This is a genomic window from Alkalibacterium iburiense, assembly GCF_039521845.1.
In the GTDB taxonomy this organism is placed as follows: Bacteria; Bacillota; Bacilli; order Lactobacillales; family Carnobacteriaceae_A; genus Alkalibacterium; species Alkalibacterium iburiense.
In genome coordinates this window covers 1-26,868 of record NZ_BAAACW010000096.1, presented here as the reverse complement: position 1 = coordinate 26,868, position 26,868 = coordinate 1, and the positions used below count along the sequence as shown (strand labels likewise).

The window sequence follows — 26,868 nt, the reverse complement described above, 5'->3', positions numbered from 1 at the left end:
CAGGCCGAGGCCGGTAAGAGAGGCTTACAGCCGCAGAGCAAACCACCAGTTCACACTGGTGGTTTTGATTTTATGTAAAAACTGCAGATTTACATAAAAAACAAAATAGTAGGAGGAAAAGATAATGATAAAAAGAATGAGTATAGTGGCTAGTATGATGACAGTAGGATTAGTAGTAGCAGGTTGTTCAGCAGATGAAGAAACTGGTCAAGCAAAAGAAGAATCGTATATTATAGGACTAGATGACACATTCGCTCCAATGGGATTTAGAAATGATGACGATGAATTAGTCGGCTTTGATATCGAATTAGCTGAAGCTGTAGCAGAAGACATAGGGGTTGAATTTACCTTCCAGCCGATTGACTGGGCAATGAAAGAAACCGAATTAAACGGTGGAAACATTGATATGATCTGGAATGGCTACACTATAACGGATGAGCGGGCAGAACAAGTGGCTTTCGGAACGGCTTATATGGAAAATAGTCAGCTCATTATTACACTTGAAGGAAATGGGATAGACACAAAAGAAGATTTAGCTGGAAAAAATGTAGCAGCTCAACAATCGTCTAGCGCAGTAGATGCAATTGAAAGTGATCCGTCTAACATTATAGAAGAATTTGCTAATGGAGAAGTCGTTCAGTATCCTTCTAATAATGAAGTGTTCAATGACTTAATTACTGGGCGAAGTGATGCCATTGTAGTGGATGAGACGCTGGGTCGTTTTTATATGAATCAAAATCCATCAGATGATTATAAAGTGTTAGAAGATAACTTTGGCGAAGAGGAATATGCTGTTGGCTTTAGAAAAGAAGATGACGATTTAAGAGAACGTGTTGATCAGTCATTAGAGAAGCTTATGAATGACGGCACATATGAAGATATTTATGACAATTGGTTTGACTAAACTTTAAAAGGAGTGAAGGATATGGTATTACAAGCCTTGCCATCCATTATCAGAGGGGCAGAAATAACATTAGAATTATTTAGCGTTGTTTTGGTGGTGTCTCTTCCATTAGGACTAGGGATTGCTGTTTTAAAGATAAATGCACCAAAATGGCTCGAATGGATGATTCAAGTCTATATTACAATTATGCGTGGAACGCCTTTGCTCCTGCAGTTGATGTTCGTGTTTTTCGGTTTACCCTACATGGGGATAACACTGGATCGGTTTCCTGCCGCTATTCTTGCCTTTATATTAAACTATGCAGCTTATTTTGCAGAGATATTTAGAGGTGGCATTCTTGGAGTCCCAGAGACACAGTTTGAAGCTTTAAAGGTTTTAAGAATAAACCACGTTAAAGGATACTATAAAGTCATACTGCCTCAAGTTTTAAAAACGACATGGCCTAGTATAGCCAATGAAATATTGGCTTTAGTCAAAGACACCTCGCTCATCTACATTTTGGGCCTAGGGGAAATCTTACGTGCCGGTCAAATAGCAGCCAATAGATACGCCTCGATGCTTCCTTTTATATTTGTAGGTGTCATTTATTTAATTATAACGGGTATTTTATCTACTATCTTGAATAAGATTGAAAAAAACTACCAGTTCTAAAGGAGAATGAAGATGCTTGAAATAAAGAATATTGGAAAGAGCCTTGGCGGACAACAGTTGATTAATGACTTTTCCTTATCTGTCAATAAAGGAGAAATAGTATCTATAGTTGGAGAATCTGGATCCGGAAAAACAACACTCATCCGTCTTTTAAATCAGTTGGAATTACCTGACGACGGGAGTATTCATTTAAATGATCGCCCACTGTATTCTGATGGAGAAATTAAAGGACAGTCTAACGAATCGATTGGATTGGTCTTTCAGGACTTCCAACTCTTTCCCAACCTAACCGTTATTGAAAATTGCACTTTAAGTCCGGTATTAAACAAAGAACTGTCAAAGGCTGAAGCAGAAAGCAAAGCAGAAGACATTCTATCTAAATTAAATATAGCTCATAAACAATCCGCCTATCCAAAAGAACTTTCAGGAGGACAAAAACAGCGGGTAGCCATAGCCAGAGCCTTAATGCTGGATCCTGATATATTGTGTTTAGATGAACCGACTTCTGCACTTGATTATGCGACAGCTAATCAATTTGGGAGTTTGTTATTATCATTACTGGAAGAAAACATAGGAATTATCATGATTACGCATGATACAACTTTTGCGAAAACGTACAGTACACGAATTATCTCTTCGGAACTATTTTTACCAAATTAATTCATCAATAAAGATTGACTAGAATTCAATGGTTTGGTATGATAGTAACGTTGTAAATGTGTCGCACCACAACTACAACCGCTCGTGTATAAGTTACAAGTGCTTTTAAGCCACTTATTACGGCGAGTCTAAGTGCAAAAGGATAAAACACGATGTTTTATTCAAATATTGAAGGAGGTGCAGCAAACATGTACGCAATTATTAAAACTGGTGGAAAACAATTCAAAGTAGAAGAAGGTCAAGAGATTTTCGTTGAAAAATTGAATGGTGAAGCTGGTGACACAGTTACTTTTGATGAAGTGTTGTTTGTTGGAGGAGACAATACCGTAGTAGGTAGTCCTTTCATCGACGGAGCTCTTGTTGAAGGTACGATCGAAAAACAAGGTCGCGCGAAAAAAGTTACGACTTATAAATACCGTCGTAGAAAAGATTCGCACACTAAAAAAGGTCATCGTCAGCCTTATACTAAAGTTTCCATTACATCTATTAAAACGAACTAATTAGACAAGGAAGACTGACAACAATGATTAGCATACAATTTACTCGAAAACAATCGACCATTGTATCTGTGGAACTTTCTGGACATGCTGATTCAGGACCTTATGGATATGATATTGTATGTGCTGCAGTCTCAGCATTGACTATTGGAACAGTTAATAGCTTAATAGCGTTAGCTGATATATCATTAGATATACAAGCCAACAATGAAGAAGGCGGCTTTTTAACGTTTAAGCTTCCTGAAAAATTAACAGAAAAACAAATGGAACAGGCTCAGCTACTTTTAGATAGTTTATATCTATCTCTATCCAGCACGGAAGAAGAGTATGGCGAGCATATGGCTATCACAAATATAAATAACCAGTAATGGAGGTGCACCGAACATGTTGAAAATGAATTTACAATTCTTCGCTACTAAAAAAGGAGGAGGATCTACTTCTAACGGACGTGATTCTCAATCTAAACGCTTAGGCGCTAAACGCGGAGACGGGCAAGTTGTAACTGGAGGATCTATTTTATTCCGTCAAAGAGGAACAAAAATTTATCCAGGTGAAAACGTTGGCCGAGGTGGAGATGACACCTTATTTGCTAAAATAGACGGTGTGGTACGTTTTGAACGTAAAGGTAAAAACAAAAAACAAGTGTCTGTTTATCCAGTAGCAAATTAAAGATAAATAAATATACAGGAATCATTAATCATAAAGATTGTGGTTCCTTTTTATTTTACTCTTATTGAGAGATAAAAGCTTGATACATAAGAAGGCCACTTATCCATTTATTTCATCGCTATTTTAGAAAGACAGCTGACTATAAGTAGATAGAAAGTTGTTATCTATTGTTATGCAAAGATAAATGAGTTAGAATAAATAGTGGAAAACCCTGTTATTTTCAATTAACTTTTTACCACTTAATTTTATAAACAACTAATAAAGTATGAAAGGGTCATATTTTGGATACTAAAAAAATAGAGCTTTTTTTTAATACTCTTAATGATTCAGCCAAACTCATTCAAGCTGATTTGGATTCAACCTATATAGAAGCGCTGATCGAGACGGGTGAGAACCTCATAGATGGCGGAAACGTACACGTTGAAGAGGGGAAGCCAAATCCTGGCACGGTTGACAAACTGAAAAACATTTACGCCGCTTTCGACCTATCAACTTTATCAATGAAAGAACGAAAGCAGGCAATTCAGTTCATTCTTATACAGGCGAGCAAAGAAGATAATTTACAGCCCAATCATCAGCCAACACCAGATGCGATTGGTGTATTATTATCTCATCTGATAGCTCTTTTCAAGGAGAGTCGTTCATCTATTCATCTAGCTGACTTCTCTGTGGGTACAGGGAATTTGCTGTATACCATTTATACAACATTATATGCAGAAAATAACCAAGTGAAGTTAACGGGTATTGATAATGATGATTTATTACTTTCATTAGCCTCTACCTTATCTGCCTTACTTGAGATACCAATTGAATTGATGTTGCAAGATGCTATACAATCTTTACTCGTTGATCCAGTGGATATACTGGTTTCTGATTTGCCAGTTGGCTACTACCCGAGGGAATTGAAACAAACAGATTATGAGACAGCTTTTAAAGAAGGATACTCCTACAGTCATTTTCTTTTGATTGAACAGGGGCTAAACTATTTAAAAGAGGGCGGATACAGCTTTTTCCTGCTTCCCACTCGTACATTTGAATCAGAAGAAGTAAAAGAATTGCTTTCATTTGTCCAAAAGGTGGGCCATGTACAGGCTGTGATTCATTTACCGACGGAATGGTTTAAGAATGAACAATCCAAGAAATCATTGTTTGTGGTTCAAAAGAAAGGCGAAGACAGCAAACAGGCTAAAGAAGTCCTTATAGCCAATGCGCCTGCTATAAATGACAAGGAAGCTTTTAATACGTTTATTGTAGATGTTAAAAATTGGAAAGAAGAACAAGGGTTTAACTAAAAAGAGGGAGAGATTGTTATGTCAAAGACAATTGCTATTAATGCAGGAAGTTCTAGTTTGAAATGGAAATTATATAACATGCCGCAAGAAGAAGTGTTAGCTTCTGGAATCGTCGAAAGAATTGGTTTAAATGATTCTATCTTTACCATCAAGTATGACGACGGGAAAAAATACGAAACGGTTGTAGATATTGACAATCATGAAATTGCTGTTGAAATGTTATTAAAACAATTAACAGAATTAAGCATTATTAAAGACTTTAATGAAATTACTGGAGTGGGACACCGAGTCGTTGCAGGTGGAGAAATCTTTGAAGATTCTGCCTTAGTAACAGATGAAGTGATTCAGCAAATTGAAGATTTATCAGAATTTGCACCTTTACACAATCCAGCCAATGCTACAGGAATTAAGGCTTTCCGTAAAATCTTACCAGATATTACAAGTGTAGCTGTTTTTGATACATCTTTCCATACCACGATGCCGAAAGTCAACTACCTGTATAGCTTGCCAATGGAGTATTATGAAAAACATAACGCTCGTAAATACGGAGCACACGGAACGAGTCATAAATATGTCTCTCAGAAAGCTGCGGATATGTTGGGCAAACCTGTTGAAGATTTGAAAATCATTACTTGCCATTTAGGTAACGGAGCCTCTATTACAGCTGTTGAGGGCGGAAAATCGGTTGATACATCAATGGGATTCACTCCATTAGCTGGTGTAACTATGGGGACTCGTACAGGAGACATCGATGCTTCCTTACTTCCTTTCTTGATGAGAAAAGAAGGTATTGAAACGATTGAAGAAATGATTTATATTCTAAATAACAAATCCGGACTTAAAGGTCTTTCTGGTATCTCAAGTGATATGAGAGACTTAGAAAATGCAGAAGAGACAAACGAGAGAGCTGCCATTGCTTTACGTATCTTTGAAGACCGTGTAAGAAAGTACATTGGATCTTACGTTGCTACAATGAATGGTGTAGATGCTATTGTCTTTACTGCAGGAATTGGTGAAAACGGCGTGGATACACGTAAAAATATCATCGATGGTCTTTCTTTCTTTGGTGTTGAATTGGACCAAGAGAAAAATAATGTTCGTGGAGAAGAGAGAGTTATTTCTTCAGATGACTCTAAAGTTAAAGTATTGCTTGTTCCAACGGACGAAGAAGTCATGATTGCTCGTGATGTTGAAAAGTTTAAACAAGCTTAAATCTATTTGTTTTAATCAAATAAGACCCGCTCTCCTCATAAAGAGGGGAGCGGGTCTTATACTATCTATTGCTCTGTATACTTATTATTTAAATCCGTTCTTATAATCATGACATCACAGTGAGCGTTTCGTATGACATATTCTGATACGGAACCTACGAAAATACGTTCCACAGCATTTAGACCTGTTGCCCCTAGCATAATTAAGTCAATTCCTTCTGCTTCAGGGATTTGTCGGGCAATCATTACCTTAGGGGAACCATATTCCAGGACGAGTTTGACATTGTCTAACCCTTCGTTTTTAGCGTAGGATTCGTATTCTTTCAGAGTGTTTTTGGCTTCAATTCGTGCGGTGTCTGCGATAGACCCATCGAAAGTGGAGAATGATTGATAGGCCCTAGTGTCAACAACGTGTGCCAATACTAAAACGGCATTGTTTCTTTTAGCTACCTCAACAGCTTTTTTAAAGGCTTTTTTTGCTTGTGAGGAACCATCTATGGCGACTAATATTTTCTCGTATTCTTGTAACATTATGCAGCACATCCTTTCTTCATCTTAGCTTCATTATACTAGAAAACAAAAATAAATGCATAAAAACACTTTCAAAATAAACGAAAGGATAGTTTATTTACAGTGAATGACTCAATTAAATCAAAAAAAGAGCTCAGACAGTATGTCTCAGCTCAATTTAATATCTAAGTATAAGAAATTCCGATGGTGCCGGTTAATGCCATGTTAGGTTGAACCCGCTAAAAGCAGGTGGGCTTCACAAAACAAATTTCTGACTTCCAAGTGATAAGGCATGTCATTCACTCGTTCATTAGAATCCCAATGTTTTAATAAAATGTTCGGTCAACACAGTGTATAGGCATCGCGCACACCTCAGAATTCTTATCCTTATAATAGCACAGAGGGGGCACCTAGTCAATACATAGGCTTACACCTATAAAAACTTGTTTATTTATTATTAAACTTTTGTGCTTGTTTTAATAAGGCCTGTTCAAATTTGGAGGTCGGAACAGGGTGATAATATTCTTTATTTTTTAAATTATCAGGTAAGTACTGCTGTTTTACCCAGTGGTTATCAAAGTTATGAGGGAACTGATAGCCCACGCCACTTCCTAATTCTTTTGCCCCTTTGTAGTGGGAATCCTTTAGATGATCGGGGACATCCCCGCTTTTTCCTTCTCTCACATCAGCTAGAGCCTTATCCACTGCTGATATTGCGCTGTTGGATTTGGGCGATAGACACATTTCAATAACCGCATTGGCTAAAGGGATTCTCGCTTCAGGCAATCCCATTTTTTCTGCAGCCTGCACAGCTGTTACGACACGGGCGACTCCAGCTGGATTAGCGAGCCCGATATCTTCATAAGCAGTAACCATTAAACGACGACATATAATGATTAACTCACCGGCTTCAATTAAGCGTGCTAAATAATGCAGAGCCGCATGGACATCGCTTCCCCGAATAGATTTTTGAAAGGCAGATATGGCATTATAGTGAGCATCCCCATCTTTATCATGGGTCAGAGCTTTTCTCTGCAAGCACTCTTCGGCTATCGCTAAGGTGATGTGTATATCCCCGTTATCGTCTGGTTCAGTTGATTTTACAGCTAGTTCCAACGCATTGAGCGCACTTCTTAAATCTCCATTGGTTACTCTTGAGAAATAATGGAGAACATCTTTTTCGATGATAACCGAAGTCTCCCCAAAGCCATTCTCTTTATCTTCCAAGGCACGATTTAAAGCCAAAGTAATTTGAGATTCTGTCAATGGTTTTAATTCGAAAATCTGAGATCGGCTTCTAATAGCCGGGTGGATGGAAATATAAGGATTCTCAGTAGTCGCACCAATTAAGACAATCCGTCCATTTTCCAAATGAGGCAATAAAAAATCTTGCTTAGGTTTGTCTAACCGATGGACCTCATCTAAAAGCAGGATAACTGACCCACTCATTTTAGCTTCTTCTACAACAATTTGTAAATCTTTTTTAGTATCTGTGGCTGCATTTAATTTTCTAAAAGCATATTTAGTTGAACCTGCAATCGCACTGGCAATACTTGTTTTACCTATACCAGGTGGCCCGTAAAGTATCATTGAAGAGAGTTGTTTTGCTTTGACCATTCTCCATATGATTTTGCCTTCTCCAACCAAATGCTCTTGCCCAACAATATGATCGATGGACTGAGGTCTCATTCGATAGGCTAGAGGTTTATTCAATGACATGCTCCTTTACTTTGTATTTGGTTGCTTACAAATCACCTTTTCATCTCTTTAATTATAGCACTATTTAATAGGTAATAAAATGATTATGAACAAAAGTTTGCTTTACTTCTCGTTTCTTTCTCTATGTTGATGGGTAACTTTATGATAAGATAATACTTGACATTAGTAAGTAAAATATAATGGATGAGGTAAGATGTAGATGAATGTAAAGAACTTTATAAAAGAAAATAATCTGGAACATGTTTTTTCAAAAGGTTCCTTTGGTATTGAAAAAGAAGGCTTGCGTACTAAGCTGGATGGAAAGTTAGCGTTGACGAAACACCCCAAGACAGTTGGCAGCCGTCAACACCATCCTTATATCCAAACGGATTTTAGCGAATCTCAATTAGAACTGGTGACACCTCCAACCTTGTCCCTTAAAGAACAACACAGGTGGTTAGTGGCCTTGCACGATGTGGCTCATAGAAATTTGCTAGAAGATGAGTTTATATGGCCTTTTAGTATGCCCAATATTCTCCCAGATGAAGATACCATACCTATTATTGATGTGGAAGATAAAAAAGAAATTCACTATAGGGAAAAGCTAGCTGAAAAGTATGGGAAAAGGAAACAAATGATTAGTGGTATCCACTTTAATTTTTCATTTGCTCCTGATTTTACAGAGAAGTTGTCACAATTAAACATAGACCATCGTGAAAAGTTGGACTTTCTATTTTTAAAACTATCCCGTAATTTCATACGCTATCAATGGTTGATCACTTATCTTTACGGGGCTTCTCCAGTCTGTCACCCTTCATTTGACAATGGAGAGAGTCAGGGTGTGTATACAAGAAGTATCCGAAACAGTCCAATCGGCTACCATAATACTTTTAGTGACCGTGTGTCTTATGCTTCTGTCCAATCATATGTTGAAGATATTGAAAGCTTTGTTAAAGAAGGGCAACTGATAGAGGAGAGAGAATATTATGGGTCTGCCCGATTGCGTGGAAAAGGAAAAGCAGCAAGAGGCTTATTAAATGAAGGAGTCAAATATGTCGAGTTCCGATCGTTTGATAACAACCCTTTTGACTCACTAGGATTTACAATTGAACAGTCTCAATTTGTTCATTTGTTCTTACTCACTATGCTTTGGATAGAACAAAACAGTACGGATGATGAGATGGACTTAGGCATGAAAAAAAATGAGCTAACAGCGGGTGAAAATCCTTTCGAACCCTCTCAGTTTAAAGAAGAAGGTCTCCTATTGCTCAATGAAATGATCGAAACCGCAAAAGAATTGGGACTGGATTCTTCTTATATAAGAAGTGTGGAAGAGGCCATAGCCGCTTTTGAAGAGCCGGAAAGAACATTAGCTGCTCAAGTCGTTAAGGCGGTTGAAAAAGAAGGTTCTTACATGGCTTTAGGAAGTAAATTAGGACAAGCCTACAAACAAGAATCTTATGAAAAGCCCTTTTTACTCAGAGGGTTTGAACAAATGGAAATGAGTACTCAACTCTTATTATTCGATGCGCTTCAACTAGGGATAGAAGTTGATGTCTTAGATGAACAAGATCAATTTCTCAAGCTGACTCATGACAAACAAGTCGAGTATGTGAAAAACGGAAATATGACCTCCAAGGATACCTATATATCCCACTGGATTATGGCAAATAAGACTGTAACCAAGAAAATATTAGCGGATGAAGGGTACACTATACCTGGAGGAGAAGAATTTGTTTCTATTGAAAATGCCCTAGATCATTACCCCCTTATTAAAGACAAAGCTATTGTCGTGAAGCCAAAATCAACAAACTATGGAATAGGCATTTCAATTTTTAAGAACCCTCCAAAAGAGGAAGGCTATAGAGAGGCTCTAGAAATTGCATTTAAAGAAGACAGTGAAGTTCTGGTTGAAGAATTCATAGAGGGCACTGAGTACCGCTTTTTTGTGGTTAATGGCCGAACAGAAGCTGTTTTGTTACGTGAGCCTGCGAATGTAGTGGGAGACGGTGAAAGAACTGTAGCTGAGTTAATAAAAGCTAAAAACACCCATCCGTATAGAGGGGAGAAGCATCGTGCTCCTTTAGAGAAAATACAGATGGGACAGATCGAATCATTAATGTTAAAAGAGCAGAATCGCACGTTTGAAAGTGTATTGGAAAAAGGCGAAAAAGTCTTTTTAAGAGAAAATTCTAATATCTCAACAGGTGGGGACTCTGTTGACGTCACAGACTCTATGCATGAAAGTTACAAGCGGATTGCTGAAGAAATGGCAGAAGTACTAGGAGTCAATGTCACGGGAATAGACTTAATCGTGCCGGATATGACAAAAGAGAGTACGCCGACAGAACCCGGCTATACAGTGATAGAAGCGAATTTTAATCCGGCTATGCATATGCATGCTTATGTCCATAAAGGAAAAGGTAGAAGACTAACTAGAAAAGTGTTAGATATGTTGTACCCGACTATTCAACTATCCTAAACTTTTCGAATGGAAGAAGGGATGAAAAATGGAAAACACACTTTATTTTGACCATGCTGCAACGACGCCGATGCATCCCGATGTGATTCAAGCAATGACTGTTGCAATGGAACAACACTATGGAAATGCCTCAAGTATTTATGAACTTGGAAGAGAAAGTAAAGGTCTCCTAGAGGAAGCTAGACTGGTTTTGGCTAAAAGCATAAATGCTCATCCTAAAGAAATCATATTTACTAGTGGAGGAACCGAAAGTGATAATATAGCAATCTTACAAACAGCCGAAAAGTTAAAAGAACAGGGCAAACACATTATCACGACATCAATTGAACATCCGGCTGTAAGAGAACCCCTGATGTATTTAGAGAGAAATGGATTTGACGTCACTTTTCTTCCCGTGAATAAAGATGGATGTGTTACGGTGGAACAAGTTAAAGAGGCAATAAGAGAAGACACGATTTTAGTTTCGATTATCTATGGTAACAATGAAATCGGATCGATTATGCCTATACAAGAAATAGGTGAAATGCTTGCTTCTCAAGAGAGAAAAATTGTTTTCCATACAGATGCTGTGCAAGCATACGGAACAGAAACAATTGACGTGAAAGACCAGCATATCGATCTGTTATCCGTTTCCTCACATAAGATTAACGGACCCAAAGGAATCGGGTTTATCTATATCAATCAGTCACTCGCTTTACCAGGGTTATTACGTGGTGGGGAACAGGAGAACAAAAAACGAGCAGGAACTGAAAATATACCTGCGATTGTTGGGTTCAAAAAAGCAGTTGAGATCCGCCAGGAAGAAAAAGAGAAGAATCGAACGCTATATTCTGAATTAAAGAAAAAGACCCTGCAGTCGTTAAATGACTACGGTATACCTTATGAAGTCAATGGCTCTATAGATAATAGCCTTCCCCATATTTTAAGCTTGCGTTTTCCAGGTGTACCGGCTGATAAATTGCTCATTCATTTAGATTTAGCTCATATTGCGGTCTCAATAGGTTCAGCTTGTTCAGCCGGAAATGTTGATCCTAGCTTAGTACTCACCGCTCTGTATGACGAGAATCACCCGGCTATTACAGAAACCATTCGTGTAAGCTTTGGAATGAACAATCATACGGAACAAATAGAAGAACTTGTCAAAAATATTAAAAAGGCAGTTGCTTTTCTGTCTCAAAATTAGAATAATAGAGTAAAGAGAGAAGAAAGGAAGAGCGCAATTGTCAAATAAAAATAATGCTTCGTTACCCGGAAGCTCTGATTTATATGTTATTAACGAACAGGCTAAGCGTTACACATTAAGGGATAATGGATTTACCGAGACAAAGAATGGGACCTTTATTTATGAACGCTCCCTTGGAACCACAGTGATGGATAAGAAAGCTCCTAAACTGAAAGTAACTGTCTCAAAAGATTTTTCTGAATTAAAATTATCTTCAGTATCTGCAAATGGGCTAAAGAAAATCGATTTATATAAAGGGTCTCAATTTGAAAAAGAAAGAGAATTAGCTGAACACATACTAAAAACGTTTGTAGAAGAAAATGTTTTAGACAAAGCCTAAATGGAGTGAAAAGGACACGGTTTAGGGGAACACCCTAGCACGTGTCCTTTTTTTGAAATATTCCTGATAGACTTGACTTCTTATTTTTTGTAAGTATAATAAAACAAGCTGTAACCTAACGAACCTTCAATTCGTATAGAACAGAAATCTAAACAGAAATGATGGTGAATAATACTATGTCAGACAAAAAAACACGAGTAGTGGTTGGTATGAGTGGAGGCGTCGACTCTTCTGTAACAGCCCTGCTATTAAAAGAACAAGGCTATGATGTTGTTGGTGTCTTTATGAAAAACTGGGATGATACAGATGAAAATGGTGTGTGTACAGCCACAGAGGATTATAAAGATGTCGCACTTGTAGCTAACAAAATAGGCATTCCCTATTATTCAATAAACTTCGAAAAAGAGTATTGGAACAAAGTGTTCTCTTACTTTTTAGAGGAGTATGAAAATGGACGGACGCCTAACCCGGATGTCATGTGTAATAAAGAAATCAAATTCAAAGCCTTTTTAGACTATGCTCTAAGTCTGGGTGCAGAATATGTGGCTACAGGTCATTACGCGCGAGTCAGAAGAGATGAAGATGGAACGGCTCATCTCTTAAAGGGATTAGATGGGAATAAAGACCAAACGTATTTCTTAAATCAATTATCTCAGGATCAATTGGCAAAAGTCCTTTTCCCTTTAGGTGAGATGGACAAAAAAGAAGTTCGAAAGATTGCTGAAGAAGCTGGTTTAGCCACGGCGAATAAAAAAGACTCAACGGGTATCTGCTTTATCGGAGAAAAAGATTTCAAATCCTTCTTAATGAGTTATCTTCCAGCTCAACCTGGAGATATGGTGACGACAGACGGAGAGGTCATGAATACTCATGATGGTTTAATGTATTATACCATTGGCCAAAGAAAAGGCTTGGGAATTGGCGGTACGGGTGAATCAAATGATCCGTGGTTTGTCATTGGAAAAGACTTAGAAAAAAATGAGCTGATTGTTGGACAAGGCTACCATCATCCTAATCTTTATGCGACTCACTTAAAAGCAAGTGATTTTTCTTTTACTACTAGTGAGGAAAGACCAGAAACATTCAAGTGCAGAGCTAAATTCAGATACAGACAATCGGATGTAGGCGTTACGGTCCATTTAAATAAAGAAGATAGTACGGCTATCGTTGAGTTTGATGAGCCAGCTCGTGCCATTACACCAGGACAAGCTATCGTATTATACGATGGAGAAGAGTGTATTGGTGGAGGGACCATTGATGTCGCTTATAAAGAAACCAATCAATTACAATATGTTTAATTCAAGCAGACAGTTGCGCCATTCTTTATAAGCGCAGCTGTCTTTTTTTACATAATCAGTTACAAAAAAGTGACCCATCAGTTGAGACTATTTATATCTCCCATACTGTTGTATACTTAATAGACAATATTAGTGTTAGTTTGAGGTGAAACACATGTATTTTTTTGAACACCATGGCATGGAAGAAAAAGAGTTTTTTAAATACAGCAGCTTGGACAATATATCTTTCCCGTTGCATTTCCATAGAGCCTTTGAAATCATTTGTGTAGAAAAAGGGAAAATGGTTATAACTATTGAAGATGAAGAGTATGAGTTAAGTGAGAATGAAGCCGTCATCGTTTTTCCAAACCAACTCCATAAACTTCACACAGAGTCCGAATCGACGAGTAAGGTCATTATCTTCTCACCTGAATTGATTGGGCATTTTTATACTGCATACAAAGGGGTTGTCCCTGAGAATAACAAACTATACCTGCATACCGTTCCTCATGAGAGTCAAGTGGATGCTTTATATGCTCAAAAAAGCTTTCTTTATTCTATTTGTGATCTTCTTATTAAGCACACCGCCTTTACGCCAGTGACTGTATCCTCTAAAAGAAAAATCATACAAAATATGCTTTTATTTATAGATGAAAATTACCATAAAGAATGTACATTAAAAGATGTTGCTCAAGCGATTCAGTATGATTATGCGTATCTTTCAAAATTGTTTTATCACTATACTAATTTGACGTTTACCAATTATGTTAACAGGTATCGTATCACACAAGCCGCCTATTTACTGGAGAGTACGGAGGATACAATCAGTGAAATAGCTATGAAATGTGGATATAAAACATTACGCACGTTTAATAGAAATTTTAAAGAATATAAAAAAGTATCCCCATCTTTTTATAGAGAAAAAATAAATACCCATTAAATTGTCCTGGTGAAAGTAACTATTATTAGATAAACTGATAGAGATAAGGAGGATTCCCAGTGCAGGAAGAGTTATTTCAGAATGAAACGATAGAAGAACAATATATATCAGGCGAAGTCTTATCTATCTATTTTTCTAATCCATCTAATTTTTATAAAGTTATGTTAGTCCAAATAGAAGATACAAACACGAGCGTGACAGAAAGCCAAACGGTTGTGACAGGTAATTTTGGTCAAATACAAGAAGGGGATCATTATCAGTTTTTTGGTAAATGGACGGATCACCCTAAATATGGACTGCAATTTCAGGCACACAAGTACATGAAGGAAAAACCATCAAGCAAAGAAGCAGTGATAACCTATCTTTCAAGCCCTCGTTTTAAAGGAATAGGGAAAAAGACAGCAGAGCTGATTGTCGATACTTTAGGAACAGATTGTATAGACAAAATATTAGAAGATGAAACTGTATTAGACCAAGTGCCTCAGTTAAATAAAATAAAAAAAGAAACGTTGCTGTCTGTTATTGAAAAAGAACAAGGGATGCAGAAAATTATTATTGCTTTAAATAATTTTGGATTGTCGAATCGGCTGGCTTACAAAGTGTACCAGCGATTTGAAGGAAAAGCTTTAATTACTATTCAGGAAAATCCTTATGTTCTTATTGAAGAAATAGACGGAATTGGGTTCAATCGAGCAGACTCCATTGCAGAAGAGATGGGGATAGAAGGAGACTCACCTGAACGCATCAAAGCGGGTATTGCATATACTCTGAACGAACAGACCATGAAAGCTGGGGATACCTATGTAAAAGCAGACTTTTTAGTAAAAGAAAGTATTAAAGTACTGGAAAAAAGTCGGCCATTTATCATTGCTCCAGACTTAATAGCTGAAAGTGTGATCTCACTCGTCCAAGAACAAACCATCATTCAAGAAGAAGGCCGTTTTTATGTGCCTTCTCTTTATGCATCTGAGTGGGGGATTGCTACGGCTATCGACCGATTGCAGAAGGACAGTAAAGAAAGTAAAGTCAAGCCAAGTGTGATTGATAAAAAAATCAAAGCTTTTGAAAAAGATAGTGGCTTGACATTTGGACAGTCTCAAAAAGAAGCCATTAAGGAAGCTCTATTGTCTCCCTTCTTTATTTTGACAGGTGGACCTGGGACTGGTAAAACCACGGTATTAGACGTGATAGTCTCCATCTTTGCTGATTTGGAAGAAATAGAGTTGGATCCATCTGAATACGTTAATGAGCCCTTTCCTATTTTACTGGCTGCTCCAACTGGAAGAGCAGCTAAACGAATGAAAGAAATGACAGGCCTGCCTGCGTCCACGATACATCGTCTCTTAGGGTTGACCGGATCGGATGACGATGAACTACAAGAAACCGAACGCACGCTAAAAGGCTCCTTATTGATTATTGATGAAATGTCTATGGTAGACACATGGTTAGCCTATCAGTTACTCAAAGCTGTCCCTGCAGGTATGAAAGTCATTATGGTTGGAGACAGGGATCAACTCCCTTCAGTTGGCCCCGGACAAGTGTTAAGAGATTTACTAGAAGGAGAGTGTATTCCAAGTAAAGAGCTAACAGAGATTTACCGTCAAGGAGATGACTCTTCAATTATTCAGTTAGCTCATGAAATGAAACAAGGCACTCTTTCAACCGATTTTACGCAAAAGAAGGCAGATAGAAACTTCTTCCCGTGCCGAACAAACCAAGTCCAAGAAGTGGTTTCGCTGCTTGTCTCCAAAGCGATAGAAAAAGGGTTCACAGCTCAAGACATCCAAGTCCTGGCTCCCATGTATAAAGGCCCAGCAGGGATTGATAATTTAAATCACCTATTGCAGGAGTTATTTAATCCTAAAGAGGCAGGGAAGAAAGAAGTCAAAGCATTCGATACAGTATTTAGAATAGGAGATAAGGTGCTGCAATTAGTGAATGACCCGGAAAGAAATGTATTTAACGGTGATATGGGTATAATTACAGGGATTGTGTCACCCAAAGAATCTAGTGCAAACGTAGAAGAACTGGTAGTGGATTTTGATGGAATTGAAGTCAATTACTTAAGGAATGAGTGGAACAAGATTACTCTTTCTTATTGCTGTTCTATCCATAAGTCACAAGGTAGTGAATATGATATGGTGATACTGCCGTTGGTATTTGGTTATGGACGGATGCTGAAAAAGGATATTGTGTATACGGCTATTACACGTGCTAGTAAAACACTGCTATTATGTGGTGAAATAGCTGCCTTTGAAAAAAGCATTTCAGAGAATACGACGTTAAGGCAGACTTCTTTGAATGAAAGATTATGGACATTAGTAGAAGATGAACAAGGGTTCAAGAGTGAAGAAAGCACAGAAAAAACTAAGCAAGAAATCAAACCTCCTAAAAACAGATTTGTATTAACACCTGCAGATGTTATGGAAGAAACCATCTCCCCGATGATTGGAATGGATGGCATTCAACCGTAAAAAAACCCCCCTACTCAAGTCAGTTTCTTTCTTGACCTGATGAAAGGGGGATTTGCTTTACTAAAGCCAGAATTTTTTCTTTCTTGTTTGTATAGACATGTTGTAGGCTGCTTCATCAATCAGTTCACCGTCTCTTTGACCGTGCTGTGGTGTATGGAGAGTGAGGTGCCAAGAGGACGCTCTAAAGGAATGAACTTTTTCGTGAGATAAATGGCTTTCGTTAACGAGAACTTTAACAATTAGCTTAAGCAGTCCGATAAAGTTGACTTTCTTTAGTACAATGACATCAATGATTTCGTCTGTTGCAAGTGCTAGAGGATGGATAGGAATCCCCCCTGCAAAGTTTTTATGATTAGCAAACACAATAAGTAGCGTATCATCAAAGTGTTCGTTCGAATCAAATGACTTTATAGTAAGAGGGAATGGTTTCTGTTCAAAGTAAGCAGATAATACAGTGAGCAAGTAAGAAACTTTTCCAATGGTTTCTTTATTCTTGTTTTTTCCAAGTTTGTAAATAACTTTCCCGTCTAAACCAAATCCAATACTGTTGACGGCTACAATGGGCTCTTCTTTTACATTAGATGTAAGGATGTCCAATTGTGTCGGTTCTTTCACCGAAAGAATACGTTTAATGTTGGCTTCTATGTTTTTAGATAGCTTTCTAGCTCTAGCAAAATCATTCCCAGATCCCGTGGGAATATAAGCAATCGGAACGTCTTTTTGAGCACTAATTGAACCTGCAACAACTTCATTTAGCGTGCCGTCTCCACCGACTGCTATAATAAGCGTTTTTTCATCACTCAATTCCGTAAATTCCCGAGCCAACTCCATTGCGTGCTTTTTGTATTCTGTCTTATAAACATCGTAACTTATAGTATAGTCTTTCATAATTCTATGTAATTGTCTTGTGAATTTTTTTCCCTTTCGAGAATGTTCATTCACAATAAAAATTAATTTTTGTAATGTCATCATACCCACCAATTTCATTATTATAATACTCAGTCAGATTAGCCTCACACTTTTTTATGACTGGCAGTAAAACGAAGAAAGCCATCAGTGACAGGGTAAAAGAAAGCTTGACCTGTCATTCGATTATAACACAGTGAATTTTTCGTTTATACTCTCTAGTATACTTTAATAATTTAGAAATAAAAGAAAGAATTCATACAAGTTGAAATTTAAAAGTTCAATGAAACACCCTTGTTTTTTACAAGGAAAGAATGATAAACTTGTCAGGTTGCATAGGATAAAATTGAGAAGATTTTAAAGATAAAATTACAAGGAGGATTTAAATGTTAAGAGTAGCAAAAAAGTATACGCTGAATGCAATGGATTATGTCTATATTGTAGTAGGGACATTTTTAACAGCTGTGGCGTTTCAAATCTATCTATTGCCAAACAATATCGTTTCTGGGGGTATTACAGGACTGTCTATTGTGACATACTCATGGTTTGGATGGGATCCGGCCTTAGTTCAGTATGCTATTAATATCCCTCTCTTGGTCCTTTGCTTTATCCTCTTAGGAAAAGCCGCTGGATATAAAACGATATTAGGTAGTTTATTACTGCCGTTCTTTTTACTATTCATCGACAACTGGCAACCCGTAACGCTTGATCCGTTACTGGCAGCGATATTTGGCGGGGCATTAACAGGAATTGGTATTGGGATTGTCTTTAGAGCAAAAGCTTCAACAGGCGGGACCAGCATCATTATTCAGATTATTTACCAGTATTTAAATGTCAAGCTGGGACTGGGAACAGTGTTAGTGGATGGAGCGATTATCATGATTGCCTTACTCGTATTTGATGCGGAGACAGTAATGTTTTCCATTATTGCTTTATTTATTATTTCCAGAACCATTGACCTCGTGCAGTTAGGATTTAATCGCAATAAAAATGTCTTCATCATATCAGATACACCACAAGATATTCGAGAAGAAATTCTTCATACGATGCAAAGAGGTGTAACCAATCTAGGAATCCGTGGGGGTTACGGCAATACGAATAAAGAAATGCTCATGGTTGTTATTCAAGAAAGAGAATTCACACTCTTAAAAGAAACCGTCATAAAAGCGGATGATGATGCTTTTGTTGTAGCCATGCCTGCTAGTGAAGTATTAGGAAGAGGGTTTTCTCTAGAGCGTACCTTTTTATCCAGTGAAACAGACTGGACTGATGAAGCCTGAGATGCAGGTGTTGACTAAGAGTGGGAGTTACGCTATAATTTTATAAGCTTAAAGGATATGCTAAAAGTAGAACTATTTTTCAGAGAGATATTTGTATGGTGCGAGAATATCACTAGTCATTTTTAGTGCTCCCTTTTATATTGCATAAGAAATTATGCCGCTGCTTAGCGTTAACAAGACTGAAGAGGTAATGACTGACCGAATAAGTTATTGCAAACAAGGTGGTACCGCGTACTCACGTCCTTGTATGTAATGATTTATTCGGTTTTTTTGATTTAAAAATAAAGAATAAGGATGAGTAAAATGAAAAGTTTAAGCAGTTCAGAATTAAGACAACTCTTTTTAGATTTCTTTGAGGAAAAAGGACATAAAATTGAAAAAAGTGTGTCATTAATTCCAGTCGATGATCCGACTTTATTATGGGTCAACTCTGGAGTAGCAACTATGAAAAAATATTTTGACGGGACAGTTAAGCCAGATAACCCTAAAATAGCAGGTTCACAGAAAAGTATCCGAACAAATGATATTGAAAATGTTGGGGTGACAGCAAGGCACCATACATTATTTGAAATGTTAGGTAATTTTTCCATTGGTGATTACTTTAAAGAAGAAGCGATTGTATGGGCATGGGAATTCTTGACGAGTTCCAAATGGTTGGATTTAGATGAAGAAAAGTTATTTGTCACTGTTTACCCGGATGATGAGGAAGCATACACGATATGGAGAGAAAAAGTAGGCTTGCCAGAGAATCATATTATCAGAGAAGAAGGGAATTTTTGGGATATCGGTGAAGGCCCTTGTGGACCGAATACGGAAATTTTCTATGACAGAGGAGAAAGTTTCAACGACTTGCCAGAAGATCATGAGGAAAACTATCCTGGTGGAGAAAATGAACGCTGGCTAGAGATCTGGAACCTTGTATTTTCTCAATATAATCATAAACCCGATCATACGTATGATCCTCTTCCTAACAAAAATATTGATACCGGTATGGGATTGGAAAGAATGCTCTCTGTTCTCCAAGATGCTCCCACTAACTTTGAAACCGACTTGTTTTTACCTATTATTAATGAGATTGAGAAAATTAGTGGAGTCTCATATGATAAAAATGAAGAGACGAAAGTGAGTTTTAAAGTCATTGCGGACCATATTCGTGCTCTTACATTTGCTATTGGAGATGGGGCTCTTCCATCAAATGAAGGAAGAGGCTATGTGTTGCGTCGCTTGCTTAGAAGAAGCGTCATGCACGGAAGAAAGTTAGGAATGAGTAAACCATTCCTATCATCCTTAGTGTCTGTAGTGGCCGATATTATGAAAGCTCATTACCCAGAAGTAGAAGAAGATAAAGACTTTATTGAAACAGTCATTTTAAATGAAGAAGAACGATTCTTGGAGACATTAGCTGATGGGTTGGAGCGTGTAAAAGAAATTGTCAAATCTCAGAAAGAGAACCAAACAACTATGATTTCTGGAAAAGATGTTTTTCAGCTGTACGATACCTATGGCTTCCCAGTTGAATTAACGGAAGAAGTGGTTAAAGAAGAAGCGATGGAAATAGATATTGAAGAATTTGAAAGGGAAATGGAGAAACAAAGAGAAAGAGCACGTTCAGCTAGACAGACAGAAGGTTCAATGGCTGTTCAGTCTTCTTTGTTAAATAATATTAATTTAGCAAGTGATTTTATTGGCTATGAGAATGATTCTTCTATCAGCACAGTGACCAAGATTATAGATGAAGAATCCTTCGTGACTTCAGCAACTTCAGGAAAAACCGTCAAACTTATCTTTGATAAGACTCCTTTTTATGCCGAAAAAGGAGGACAGGCGAGTGATGCAGGGTATATCGTTGATCAAGAGAATGAGGTAATAGGTCGAATTCTTTCAGTGAAAGCTGGACCAGAAGGTCAACCTATTCACGAAACAGAATTAACGGGTCCAATCTCTGAAGGAGAAGAATACGAGTTACGATTAGATGAAAAGCGCAGACGGTTGATTGAGCGTAATCATACGGCAACCCACTTATTGCATCAAGCGCTAAAAGATGTACTAGGAGAGCATGCCAATCAAGCGGGTTCACTAGTGGAAGCTGATCATTTAAGGTTTGACTTCACGCACTATGGCCAAGTGACAGAAGATGAAATCAAAAAAATGGAAATGATCGTTAACGAAAAAATAATGGAGAATTATGCTGTTGAAACATTAGAAACATCGATTGACAAAGCGAAAGAGCTAGGAGCTATGGCTTTATTTGGCGAGAAATACGGTGAAAATGTGAGAGTGGTTATGATAAATGACTATTCCAAAGAGTTGTGTGGGGGAACGCATGTAAAAAATACAGCAGAAATAGGCCTGTTTAAAATAGTATCTGAAGCTGGAATCGGTGCTGGAACCAGACGTATAACGGCTTTAACGAGTGAAGGAGCTTTCTTATGGATGGAGAAGCAGTTAAACACGTTAAATAAAGCCTCAAATCTATTAAAGGTTCAATCAAGCAGTGAAGTACCTACACGAATAGAATCGTTGCAGTCTGAACTAAAAGAGGCAAATAAAGCGAATGAGTCTCTCCATTCTAAATTAGCTAATGCTCAAGCAGATCAAATCTTTACTAAGGTTGAAACAGTCCAAGATATCCGGTTCATCTCCGAAGAAATTAAAGCAAAAGATATGAATCAACTAAGACAATTATCGGATAAATGGAAACAAAACGATTTTTCTGATATATTAGTCCTTGGATTAAGAGATGAGAAGAAAGTGAATTTACTTGTCTCATTAAACGAAAAAGCTATGAATCAAGGATTAAAAGCAGGAGATTTGATTAAAGCCATCACACCTCACGTAAATGGAGGAGGCGGAGGACGTCCTGATTTCGCCCAAGCAGGAGGAAAAAAACCAGAAGGATTACCGAACGCTCTAAATGCTGTAGGTGAATGGATAAAAATGAATATTTAATCAATAAAGTCACAGAAATGTAATAAAAGAACGAATAAAAAGAGTCGTATTCTCGGTTTACATTGTACTTTCAAACGTTTTCTAGTAAAATATAGACAGCTGGGAAAAGAGAGAACGTCTTAACCCAATATCGGATAAGAAAGTATGGAGGGACGTACCAATGAGTTCAAATGATCATACAGTTCGCTTTACAGTGGATAATGAAGACGAACATAATGTCGAAGAGACATTAAAGAGAGTGTATAAAGCATTAGAGGAAAAAGGCTATAACCCAATTAATCAAATAGTAGGGTATCTATTATCTGGAGACCCTGCGTATATCCCTAGACATAATGATGCTAGAAATTTAATCAGACGTCACGAACGAGACGAAGTACTTGAAGAACTAGTGAATCATTATCTAAAGAACGAGAAATAATATGCGAGTAATGGGGTTAGATGTCGGTTCTAAAACAGTAGGAGTGGCTGTCAGTGATGCCTTTGGTTGGACGGCACAAGGGATTGAAACTGTTTCTATTAACGAATCGAATGAAGATTTTGGATTCAATCGCATTAAAGAATTGGTAGAAGAATATGAAGTCAGTCGCTTTGTAGTCGGTTTACCTAAAAATATGGATGGAACAATCGGTGAAAGAGCAGAGTTGTCAATGTCTTATGGAAAAAAGCTGGAAGAACTATTTTCTATGCCAGTTATTTACCAAGATGAACGATTGACTACCATGCAGGTAAACAGAATGCTGATTGAAGAAGGCAACACTTCCAGAAAAAAACGCAAGCAAGTAGTAGATAAGTTAGCAGCTGTCATTATATTGCAAAATTATTTAGATAGACAGGCCCATTTGAAGGAGGAATAATATGAGCAATGATAAACACAATCACGATCATGACCATGATCATGATCATTCTCACGACCACGATCACGAGTATATAACTTTGGTTGATGAAGAAGGTAACGAAGATTTATACGAAATTCTATTTACATTCGATTCAGAAGATTTCGACAAATCTTATGTCCTAGTTTTCCCAGCAGGTTCCAGTGAAGGGGAAGAAGTGGAGTTGTCTGCTTTTTCTTATACAGAAGCAGACGGTGGCTTAGAAGGGACATTAAGTCCTATTGAAACGGATGAAGAATGGGAAATGATCGAAGAAGTACTCAACACTTTCATTAGTGACGAAGAAACAGACTAATTAAAAAAAGAAGATGGATAAGTTCCATCTTCTTTTTTTGCTTATATGCAGATGATTAAAGCAGAGAGAAATCAGTACTTATGAATATTGTCTTTCCACTCATAGCCAATTTGTGTATAATGATTAGAGATAACTATCACAGTCAAAAAGGATGGACAGTTTATGCCCGATAAGAAATCGACTCATACAGTAAGGAAAATTGTATTGAGTATAGTTTCTATTTTAATTATTTTGCTAATAGTATTAATCTTTTCCGGTTACCATTATTATACATCTTCTTTAGAAGCATTAAACCCGGAGAGTAACGAGGAAATTCCTATTGAAATCCCTATAGGATCTTCTCGAACCGATATTGCACGTATATTGGAAGAAAATGGTGTCATTCAGAGTGCTTTTGTGTTTAATTATCATTTAAGGTTTACTGGAGAAGAAGGATTTCAAGCGGGGTACTATTTTTTCTCCCCATCTATGTCTACCGATGATATTGTTAGACAGCTTCAGGATGGTGGTATACCGATTGCAGAAGAGTCAAGTGGAAGAGTGACAATCCCAGAAGGCTATACCATTGAACAAGTCGCTATAGCTATTGATAATCAAACAAGTTACACAGTTGATGAATTCTTTGAATTAGTAGAAGATGACGCATTTCTTCAAGAAAAAGTGAATGAGTTTCCTGAGCTTTTAACAGACGCAATGGAAGTAAGAGAAGATACCCTATATACCCTGGAAGGTTATTTATACCCAGCGACATATGAATTCTTCGAAGAGACCTCATTAGAAGAAATTGTGACTCAGATGATTGCTCGGATGGATCAAGCGCTCCAGGAGTATTATGGTGAAATAGCCGAAAGTGATATGACGGTTCATGAAATTCTAACAATGGCTTCGTTTATTGAAAGAGAAGGAATCACATATGAAGATCGGGAGTTGATATCTGGTGTGTTTTATAACCGATTAGCTATCGATATGCCTCTTCAAACAGATGTCAGTGTCACCTACGCTTTAGGAGAGCACCAAGAACGGATTACCTACGATGATTTAGAAGTCGATTCAGCTTACAACTTATATACTCATCGCGGTTTAGGGCCTGGTCCCGTCAACAATCCCGACGAAAATTCAATTCGTGCCAGCATGTATCCTGCTGAAACAGATTATATGTATTTCTTGGCTGACTTATCCACGAGAGAAATCTATTTCTCTGAAACATATGAACAGCATTTAGAATACCAAAATGAATATTTAAGATAAGCAATTGAGCATTGGATCTATCCAGGATCCAGTGCTTTTCTTAAGAAGTCTGACAACCACGCAGGAAATAGAAAGGAATGGCTTTATGAAAAAGGAAGACAAACCGATTGTTATAGGTGTAACTGGAGGATCTGGAAGCGGGAAGACGAGTGTTAGCCAAGCTATATTTAATTATTTTCCTGGCAAGTCTATTATGATGCTCGAGCAAGACTCTTATTATAAAAATCAAGATCACCTCAGTTTTGAAGAACGACTGAAAACGAATTATGATCATCCCTTTGCTTTCGATACGGATTTATTAATCACACATCTGAAAGACCTGTTAAATAATAAAAGTATACAAAAGCCTGTTTATGATTACACTAAGCATACGAGAAGCAGTGAAACCATTTTACAAGAGCCGAAGCAAGTGATTATACTGGAAGGCATACTTATATTAGAAGATTCTCGCCTAAGAGATCTGATGGACATTAAGGTCTATGTTGATACAGATGATGATATTCGTATCATTAGAAGGATTAAACGCGATATTGAAGAAAGAGGTCGAACGTTAAGTAATGTAATCGATCAGTACCTTTCTGTAGTCAAACCGATGCATACTCAATTTATTGAACCGACAAAAAAATATGCGGATATTATTATACCTGAGGGTGGACAAAACCAAGTAGCCATTGATTTAATGACTACCAAAATCAACACAATATTTGAACAACGTTCCTTGTAATGAGGGGCGTTTTTATTTAGAAAAACGCTTTACATATCTATATGTTCATGGTATCTTAGTTCCATTGAGAATTTAGTTTAGATTCAAATTTTCAACAAGTTTAGCATTACTGTAAATATAATATAAAAAACGGATACAAAAGTATGATGAGGTGGATATAAATGATGACAGAAAAAGTTTTTCCTATGACAGTAGAAGGAAAAGAAAAGTTAGAAAATGAACTGAAGGAATTAAAAACAGTTAAGCGTAAAGAAGTAGTAGAAAGAATCAAAATTGCTAGAGGGTTTGGGGATTTATCAGAGAACTCTGAATATGAATCAGCTAAAGACGAACAAGCTTTTATTGAAGGACGTATTCATACAATTGAAAACATGCTTCAAAATGCTCAAATCATCGATAATTCTAATTCTAAAGAGGGCGAAGTATCCCTTGGTCGCTCTGTTATTTTTAAAGAATTACCAGATGGCATTGAAGAAGAATATACGATTGTCGGAAAAGCGGAGGCAGATCCATTCTCTGGTAAAATTTCTAACGAATCACCTATTGCTCAAGCTTTAATTGGCAAGACTGTTGGAGATACTGTTCAAATTAATACACCAGGCGGTACAATGGAAGTTGAAATCACTAAAGTTTATTAATTAATACGGGAAGCTAAGAGAGGCAGAAATTACCTCACTTAGCTTCTTTTTCTTCTCATACTTAAGACGGATTTTCTCTTCCGTGTAGTGCTATTTCTCATTTAATTCGATATAATAACACTATAGTTATAGGGAGGAGACATCAATGAGTAAAACACTTTATAAAACCATAATGGCATTACTATTTGTATGGTTAGTATATGAAATTGTACACAGTGGTTTGTTAATCACCTTTGTGGTTCTTGCTTTCATCTTTTTATTTCTTTACAAATCTTCTCCTAAAAAAACAGATAAAAGAAGTCAGTATTTGTGGTGGAGCATAGGTTTATTTTTAGCGGCAGTCGTCTTTACTAGCGCCTTTTGGGCAATATTAATCATCTTTTTATTAATAGAGATGAATACGGATCAGAAGTTGCTTGAAACCATCCGTGATCCATTATTTAAAAAAGAACAGTACTGGAGAGAAAAAGAATTCATATCTGTCGAATGGAAAGAAAATGATGACAAAGAAATGAGAATGTATCGACATAAATGGTTTGGAGATGACTTCGTTGGAAACGAAGTGTTTGAGTGGAAAGATAAAAACTTCCAAAAAATCATGGGAGATACCTTTTTTGATTTAGGGAATACAATATTACCAAAAAAAGAAAACATTTTGTTAGTGCGAAAAGGTTTTGGAGATACTAAAATTCTGATTCCACGAGACATTGCTGTGTCACTAGATGTGAGCGTGGCTTTAGGGAAAGTCATTATCGATGAAGAAGAGTTTAATTTAAAGAATGAGACAATCAAATGGCGATCCCAAAATTATGATACGGCCATTAGAAAAATAAAAATAGTATCTAGCACTATAATCGGGGAAGTAGAGGTCGTATATCTATGAAAAATATACTTCCCAGTTTTTTTAAATACTTTCTTCTCTACTTCTCTATGCTTCTTTTCATAGCTATTTTTATTTTGCTCGCCTTATCGGAAAACCACTGGTTAACGGCTTTATATCAGGCCAACGTTGTTGGAGTCTCTCTGATTATATATATCATCACTAGTGTTGCATTAAAGTTTTAACTATTCCATGCCATAAAAAAATCCTTTATAATGGGGGTGGATG

Annotated in this window: 26 protein-coding genes, 1 other RNA gene and 1 other annotated feature; of the genes, 23 read left to right on the top strand and 4 right to left on the bottom strand. The window is 37.2% G+C overall.

Going from position 1 to position 26,868, the window contains the following annotated elements:
• The first annotated feature begins 124 nt into the window (after window positions 1-124).
• From ABDZ53_RS08220 to ABDZ53_RS08185, 8 genes are all read left to right on the top strand, one after another.
• Window positions 125-904 carry an amino acid ABC transporter substrate-binding protein gene (locus tag ABDZ53_RS08220; RefSeq protein WP_343755422.1) on the top strand — a complete coding sequence of 260 codons (780 nt, stop codon included), beginning with the start codon at window positions 125-127 and terminating at the stop codon, window positions 902-904.
• Window positions 905-916: 12 nt separating this feature from the next.
• Window positions 917-1,555, top strand: coding sequence for an amino acid ABC transporter permease (locus tag ABDZ53_RS08215; RefSeq protein ID WP_343755420.1), 639 nt, complete (start codon window positions 917-919; stop codon window positions 1,553-1,555).
• A gap of 12 nt (window positions 1,556-1,567) precedes the next feature.
• Window positions 1,568-2,215 carry an amino acid ABC transporter ATP-binding protein gene (locus ABDZ53_RS08210; RefSeq protein WP_343755418.1) on the top strand — a complete coding sequence of 216 codons (648 nt, stop codon included), beginning with the start codon at window positions 1,568-1,570 and terminating at the stop codon, window positions 2,213-2,215.
• A gap of 66 nt (window positions 2,216-2,281) precedes the next feature.
• Window positions 2,282-2,355, top strand: a sequence feature (ribosomal protein L21 leader region).
• A 48-nt stretch (window positions 2,356-2,403) separates the two neighbouring features.
• Window positions 2,404-2,715 (top strand): 50S ribosomal protein L21, encoded by a 312-nt coding sequence (rplU, locus tag ABDZ53_RS08205; protein WP_343755415.1) that lies wholly within the window; start codon window positions 2,404-2,406, stop codon window positions 2,713-2,715.
• A gap of 23 nt (window positions 2,716-2,738) precedes the next feature.
• A complete protein-coding gene (locus ABDZ53_RS08200) occupies window positions 2,739-3,080 on the top strand; it encodes a ribosomal-processing cysteine protease Prp (RefSeq protein WP_343755413.1) in 342 nt (113 codons plus the stop codon).
• 16 nt (window positions 3,081-3,096) lie between these two features.
• Complete coding sequence (rpmA, locus tag ABDZ53_RS08195) at window positions 3,097-3,381, top strand: 50S ribosomal protein L27 (RefSeq protein WP_343755411.1); 285 nt, start codon at window positions 3,097-3,099, stop codon at window positions 3,379-3,381.
• Between the two features lie 281 nt (window positions 3,382-3,662).
• The gene (locus ABDZ53_RS08190) at window positions 3,663-4,673 is read left to right on the top strand and encodes a class I SAM-dependent methyltransferase (RefSeq protein ID WP_343755409.1); all 1,011 of its coding nucleotides are present in this window, start codon (window positions 3,663-3,665) and stop codon (window positions 4,671-4,673) included.
• Between the two features lie 18 nt (window positions 4,674-4,691).
• Window positions 4,692-5,885 (top strand): acetate/propionate family kinase, encoded by a 1,194-nt coding sequence (locus tag ABDZ53_RS08185; protein WP_343755407.1) that lies wholly within the window; start codon window positions 4,692-4,694, stop codon window positions 5,883-5,885.
• A 65-nt stretch (window positions 5,886-5,950) separates the two neighbouring features.
• Here ABDZ53_RS08185 and ABDZ53_RS08180 read toward each other — a convergent pair whose 3' ends face one another.
• The 3 genes from ABDZ53_RS08180 to ABDZ53_RS08170 form a co-directional block, all read right to left on the bottom strand.
• The gene (locus ABDZ53_RS08180; RefSeq protein WP_343755405.1) at window positions 5,951-6,415 is read right to left on the bottom strand and encodes a universal stress protein; all 465 of its coding nucleotides are present in this window, start codon (window positions 6,413-6,415) and stop codon (window positions 5,951-5,953) included.
• A 173-nt stretch (window positions 6,416-6,588) separates the two neighbouring features.
• Window positions 6,589-6,776, bottom strand: a non-coding RNA gene (ssrS, locus tag ABDZ53_RS08175) — 6S RNA.
• Window positions 6,777-6,841: 65 nt separating this feature from the next.
• Entirely contained in the window at window positions 6,842-8,107 is a 1,266-nt protein-coding gene (locus ABDZ53_RS08170; RefSeq protein ID WP_343755403.1) for a replication-associated recombination protein A, read from the bottom strand.
• Window positions 8,108-8,312: 205 nt separating this feature from the next.
• Between ABDZ53_RS08170 and gshAB the strand changes: the two genes are divergently transcribed.
• From gshAB to recD2, 6 genes are all read left to right on the top strand, one after another.
• Window positions 8,313-10,574 carry a bifunctional glutamate--cysteine ligase GshA/glutathione synthetase GshB gene (gene gshAB / locus ABDZ53_RS08165; RefSeq protein WP_343755401.1) on the top strand — a complete coding sequence of 754 codons (2,262 nt, stop codon included), beginning with the start codon at window positions 8,313-8,315 and terminating at the stop codon, window positions 10,572-10,574.
• A gap of 28 nt (window positions 10,575-10,602) precedes the next feature.
• Window positions 10,603-11,757 carry a cysteine desulfurase family protein gene (locus tag ABDZ53_RS08160; RefSeq protein ID WP_343755399.1) on the top strand — a complete coding sequence of 385 codons (1,155 nt, stop codon included), beginning with the start codon at window positions 10,603-10,605 and terminating at the stop codon, window positions 11,755-11,757.
• Between the two features lie 37 nt (window positions 11,758-11,794).
• On the top strand, window positions 11,795-12,136 hold the full coding sequence (locus ABDZ53_RS08155) for a hypothetical protein (protein WP_343755397.1): 342 nt from the start codon (window positions 11,795-11,797) through the stop codon (window positions 12,134-12,136).
• A gap of 176 nt (window positions 12,137-12,312) precedes the next feature.
• Window positions 12,313-13,434 (top strand): tRNA 2-thiouridine(34) synthase MnmA, encoded by a 1,122-nt coding sequence (gene mnmA, locus ABDZ53_RS08150; RefSeq protein ID WP_343755395.1) that lies wholly within the window; start codon window positions 12,313-12,315, stop codon window positions 13,432-13,434.
• 154 nt (window positions 13,435-13,588) lie between these two features.
• Window positions 13,589-14,353, top strand: a complete 765-nt coding sequence (locus tag ABDZ53_RS08145) for an AraC family transcriptional regulator (protein WP_343755393.1) — start codon at window positions 13,589-13,591, stop codon at window positions 14,351-14,353.
• A gap of 59 nt (window positions 14,354-14,412) precedes the next feature.
• Window positions 14,413-16,827 (top strand): SF1B family DNA helicase RecD2, encoded by a 2,415-nt coding sequence (recD2, locus tag ABDZ53_RS08140; RefSeq protein ID WP_343755391.1) that lies wholly within the window; start codon window positions 14,413-14,415, stop codon window positions 16,825-16,827.
• A gap of 60 nt (window positions 16,828-16,887) precedes the next feature.
• Here recD2 and ABDZ53_RS08135 read toward each other — a convergent pair whose 3' ends face one another.
• Complete coding sequence (locus tag ABDZ53_RS08135; protein ID WP_343755389.1) at window positions 16,888-17,796, bottom strand: diacylglycerol/lipid kinase family protein; 909 nt, start codon at window positions 17,794-17,796, stop codon at window positions 16,888-16,890.
• Between the two features lie 323 nt (window positions 17,797-18,119).
• Here ABDZ53_RS08135 and ABDZ53_RS08130 point away from each other — a divergent pair, with 323 nt between their 5' ends.
• The 9 genes from ABDZ53_RS08130 (at window position 18,120) to liaF (ending at window position 26,643) form a co-directional block, all read left to right on the top strand.
• Window positions 18,120-19,013 carry a YitT family protein gene (locus ABDZ53_RS08130; RefSeq protein WP_343755385.1) on the top strand — a complete coding sequence of 298 codons (894 nt, stop codon included), beginning with the start codon at window positions 18,120-18,122 and terminating at the stop codon, window positions 19,011-19,013.
• Window positions 19,014-19,316: 303 nt separating this feature from the next.
• The gene (gene alaS, locus ABDZ53_RS08125; RefSeq protein ID WP_343755383.1) at window positions 19,317-21,962 is read left to right on the top strand and encodes an alanine--tRNA ligase; all 2,646 of its coding nucleotides are present in this window, start codon (window positions 19,317-19,319) and stop codon (window positions 21,960-21,962) included.
• Window positions 21,963-22,122: 160 nt separating this feature from the next.
• Complete coding sequence (locus tag ABDZ53_RS08120; protein ID WP_343755381.1) at window positions 22,123-22,380, top strand: IreB family regulatory phosphoprotein; 258 nt, start codon at window positions 22,123-22,125, stop codon at window positions 22,378-22,380.
• A 1-nt stretch (window position 22,381) separates the two neighbouring features.
• A complete protein-coding gene (gene ruvX, locus ABDZ53_RS08115) occupies window positions 22,382-22,816 on the top strand; it encodes a Holliday junction resolvase RuvX (RefSeq protein WP_343755379.1) in 435 nt (144 codons plus the stop codon).
• A gap of 1 nt (window position 22,817) precedes the next feature.
• Window positions 22,818-23,150, top strand: a complete 333-nt coding sequence (locus ABDZ53_RS08110) for a DUF1292 domain-containing protein (RefSeq protein WP_343755377.1) — start codon at window positions 22,818-22,820, stop codon at window positions 23,148-23,150.
• Window positions 23,151-23,312: 162 nt separating this feature from the next.
• Window positions 23,313-24,398, top strand: a complete 1,086-nt coding sequence (gene mltG, locus ABDZ53_RS08105; RefSeq protein ID WP_343755375.1) for an endolytic transglycosylase MltG — start codon at window positions 23,313-23,315, stop codon at window positions 24,396-24,398.
• Window positions 24,399-24,483: 85 nt separating this feature from the next.
• Window positions 24,484-25,122, top strand: coding sequence for a uridine kinase (gene udk, locus ABDZ53_RS08100; protein ID WP_343755373.1), 639 nt, complete (start codon window positions 24,484-24,486; stop codon window positions 25,120-25,122).
• 164 nt (window positions 25,123-25,286) lie between these two features.
• Window positions 25,287-25,760, top strand: coding sequence for a transcription elongation factor GreA (greA, locus tag ABDZ53_RS08095; protein ID WP_343755425.1), 474 nt, complete (start codon window positions 25,287-25,289; stop codon window positions 25,758-25,760).
• Between the two features lie 145 nt (window positions 25,761-25,905).
• Window positions 25,906-26,643: a cell wall-active antibiotics response protein LiaF gene (gene liaF / locus ABDZ53_RS08090; protein WP_343755371.1), complete on the top strand. Its 738-nt coding sequence runs from the start codon at window positions 25,906-25,908 to the stop codon at window positions 26,641-26,643.
• Window positions 26,644-26,868 lie beyond the last annotated feature (225 nt).

Excerpts from the sequence above, each read along its gene's own strand:
- udk (WP_343755373.1), top strand. The coding sequence starts at position 24,484 with ATGAAAAAGGAAGACAAACCGATTGTTATAGGTGTAACTGGAGGATCT.
- ABDZ53_RS08145 (WP_343755393.1), top strand. The coding sequence starts at position 13,589 with ATGTATTTTTTTGAACACCATGGCATGGAAGAAAAAGAGTTTTTTAAA.
- alaS (WP_343755383.1), top strand. The coding sequence starts at position 19,317 with ATGAAAAGTTTAAGCAGTTCAGAATTAAGACAACTCTTTTTAGATTTC.
- ABDZ53_RS08200 (WP_343755413.1), top strand. The coding sequence starts at position 2,739 with ATGATTAGCATACAATTTACTCGAAAACAATCGACCATTGTATCTGTG.
- mnmA (WP_343755395.1), top strand. The coding sequence starts at position 12,313 with ATGTCAGACAAAAAAACACGAGTAGTGGTTGGTATGAGTGGAGGCGTC.
- rpmA (WP_343755411.1), top strand. The coding sequence starts at position 3,097 with ATGTTGAAAATGAATTTACAATTCTTCGCTACTAAAAAAGGAGGAGGA.
- mltG (WP_343755375.1), top strand. The coding sequence starts at position 23,313 with ATGCCCGATAAGAAATCGACTCATACAGTAAGGAAAATTGTATTGAGT.
- ABDZ53_RS08180 (WP_343755405.1), bottom strand. The coding sequence starts at position 6,415 with ATGTTACAAGAATACGAGAAAATATTAGTCGCCATAGATGGTTCCTCA.
- ABDZ53_RS08160 (WP_343755399.1), top strand. The coding sequence starts at position 10,603 with ATGGAAAACACACTTTATTTTGACCATGCTGCAACGACGCCGATGCAT.
- ABDZ53_RS08185 (WP_343755407.1), top strand. The coding sequence starts at position 4,692 with ATGTCAAAGACAATTGCTATTAATGCAGGAAGTTCTAGTTTGAAATGG.
- ABDZ53_RS08220 (WP_343755422.1), top strand. The coding sequence starts at position 125 with ATGATAAAAAGAATGAGTATAGTGGCTAGTATGATGACAGTAGGATTA.
- ABDZ53_RS08210 (WP_343755418.1), top strand. The coding sequence starts at position 1,568 with ATGCTTGAAATAAAGAATATTGGAAAGAGCCTTGGCGGACAACAGTTG.
- greA (WP_343755425.1), top strand. The coding sequence starts at position 25,287 with ATGACAGAAAAAGTTTTTCCTATGACAGTAGAAGGAAAAGAAAAGTTA.
- ruvX (WP_343755379.1), top strand. The coding sequence starts at position 22,382 with ATGCGAGTAATGGGGTTAGATGTCGGTTCTAAAACAGTAGGAGTGGCT.
- gshAB (WP_343755401.1), top strand. The coding sequence starts at position 8,313 with ATGAATGTAAAGAACTTTATAAAAGAAAATAATCTGGAACATGTTTTT.
- rplU (WP_343755415.1), top strand. The coding sequence starts at position 2,404 with ATGTACGCAATTATTAAAACTGGTGGAAAACAATTCAAAGTAGAAGAA.
- liaF (WP_343755371.1), top strand. The coding sequence starts at position 25,906 with ATGAGTAAAACACTTTATAAAACCATAATGGCATTACTATTTGTATGG.
- ABDZ53_RS08130 (WP_343755385.1), top strand. The coding sequence starts at position 18,120 with ATGTTAAGAGTAGCAAAAAAGTATACGCTGAATGCAATGGATTATGTC.
- ABDZ53_RS08135 (WP_343755389.1), bottom strand. The coding sequence starts at position 17,796 with ATGACATTACAAAAATTAATTTTTATTGTGAATGAACATTCTCGAAAG.
- ABDZ53_RS08110 (WP_343755377.1), top strand. The coding sequence starts at position 22,818 with ATGAGCAATGATAAACACAATCACGATCATGACCATGATCATGATCAT.
- ABDZ53_RS08120 (WP_343755381.1), top strand. The coding sequence starts at position 22,123 with ATGAGTTCAAATGATCATACAGTTCGCTTTACAGTGGATAATGAAGAC.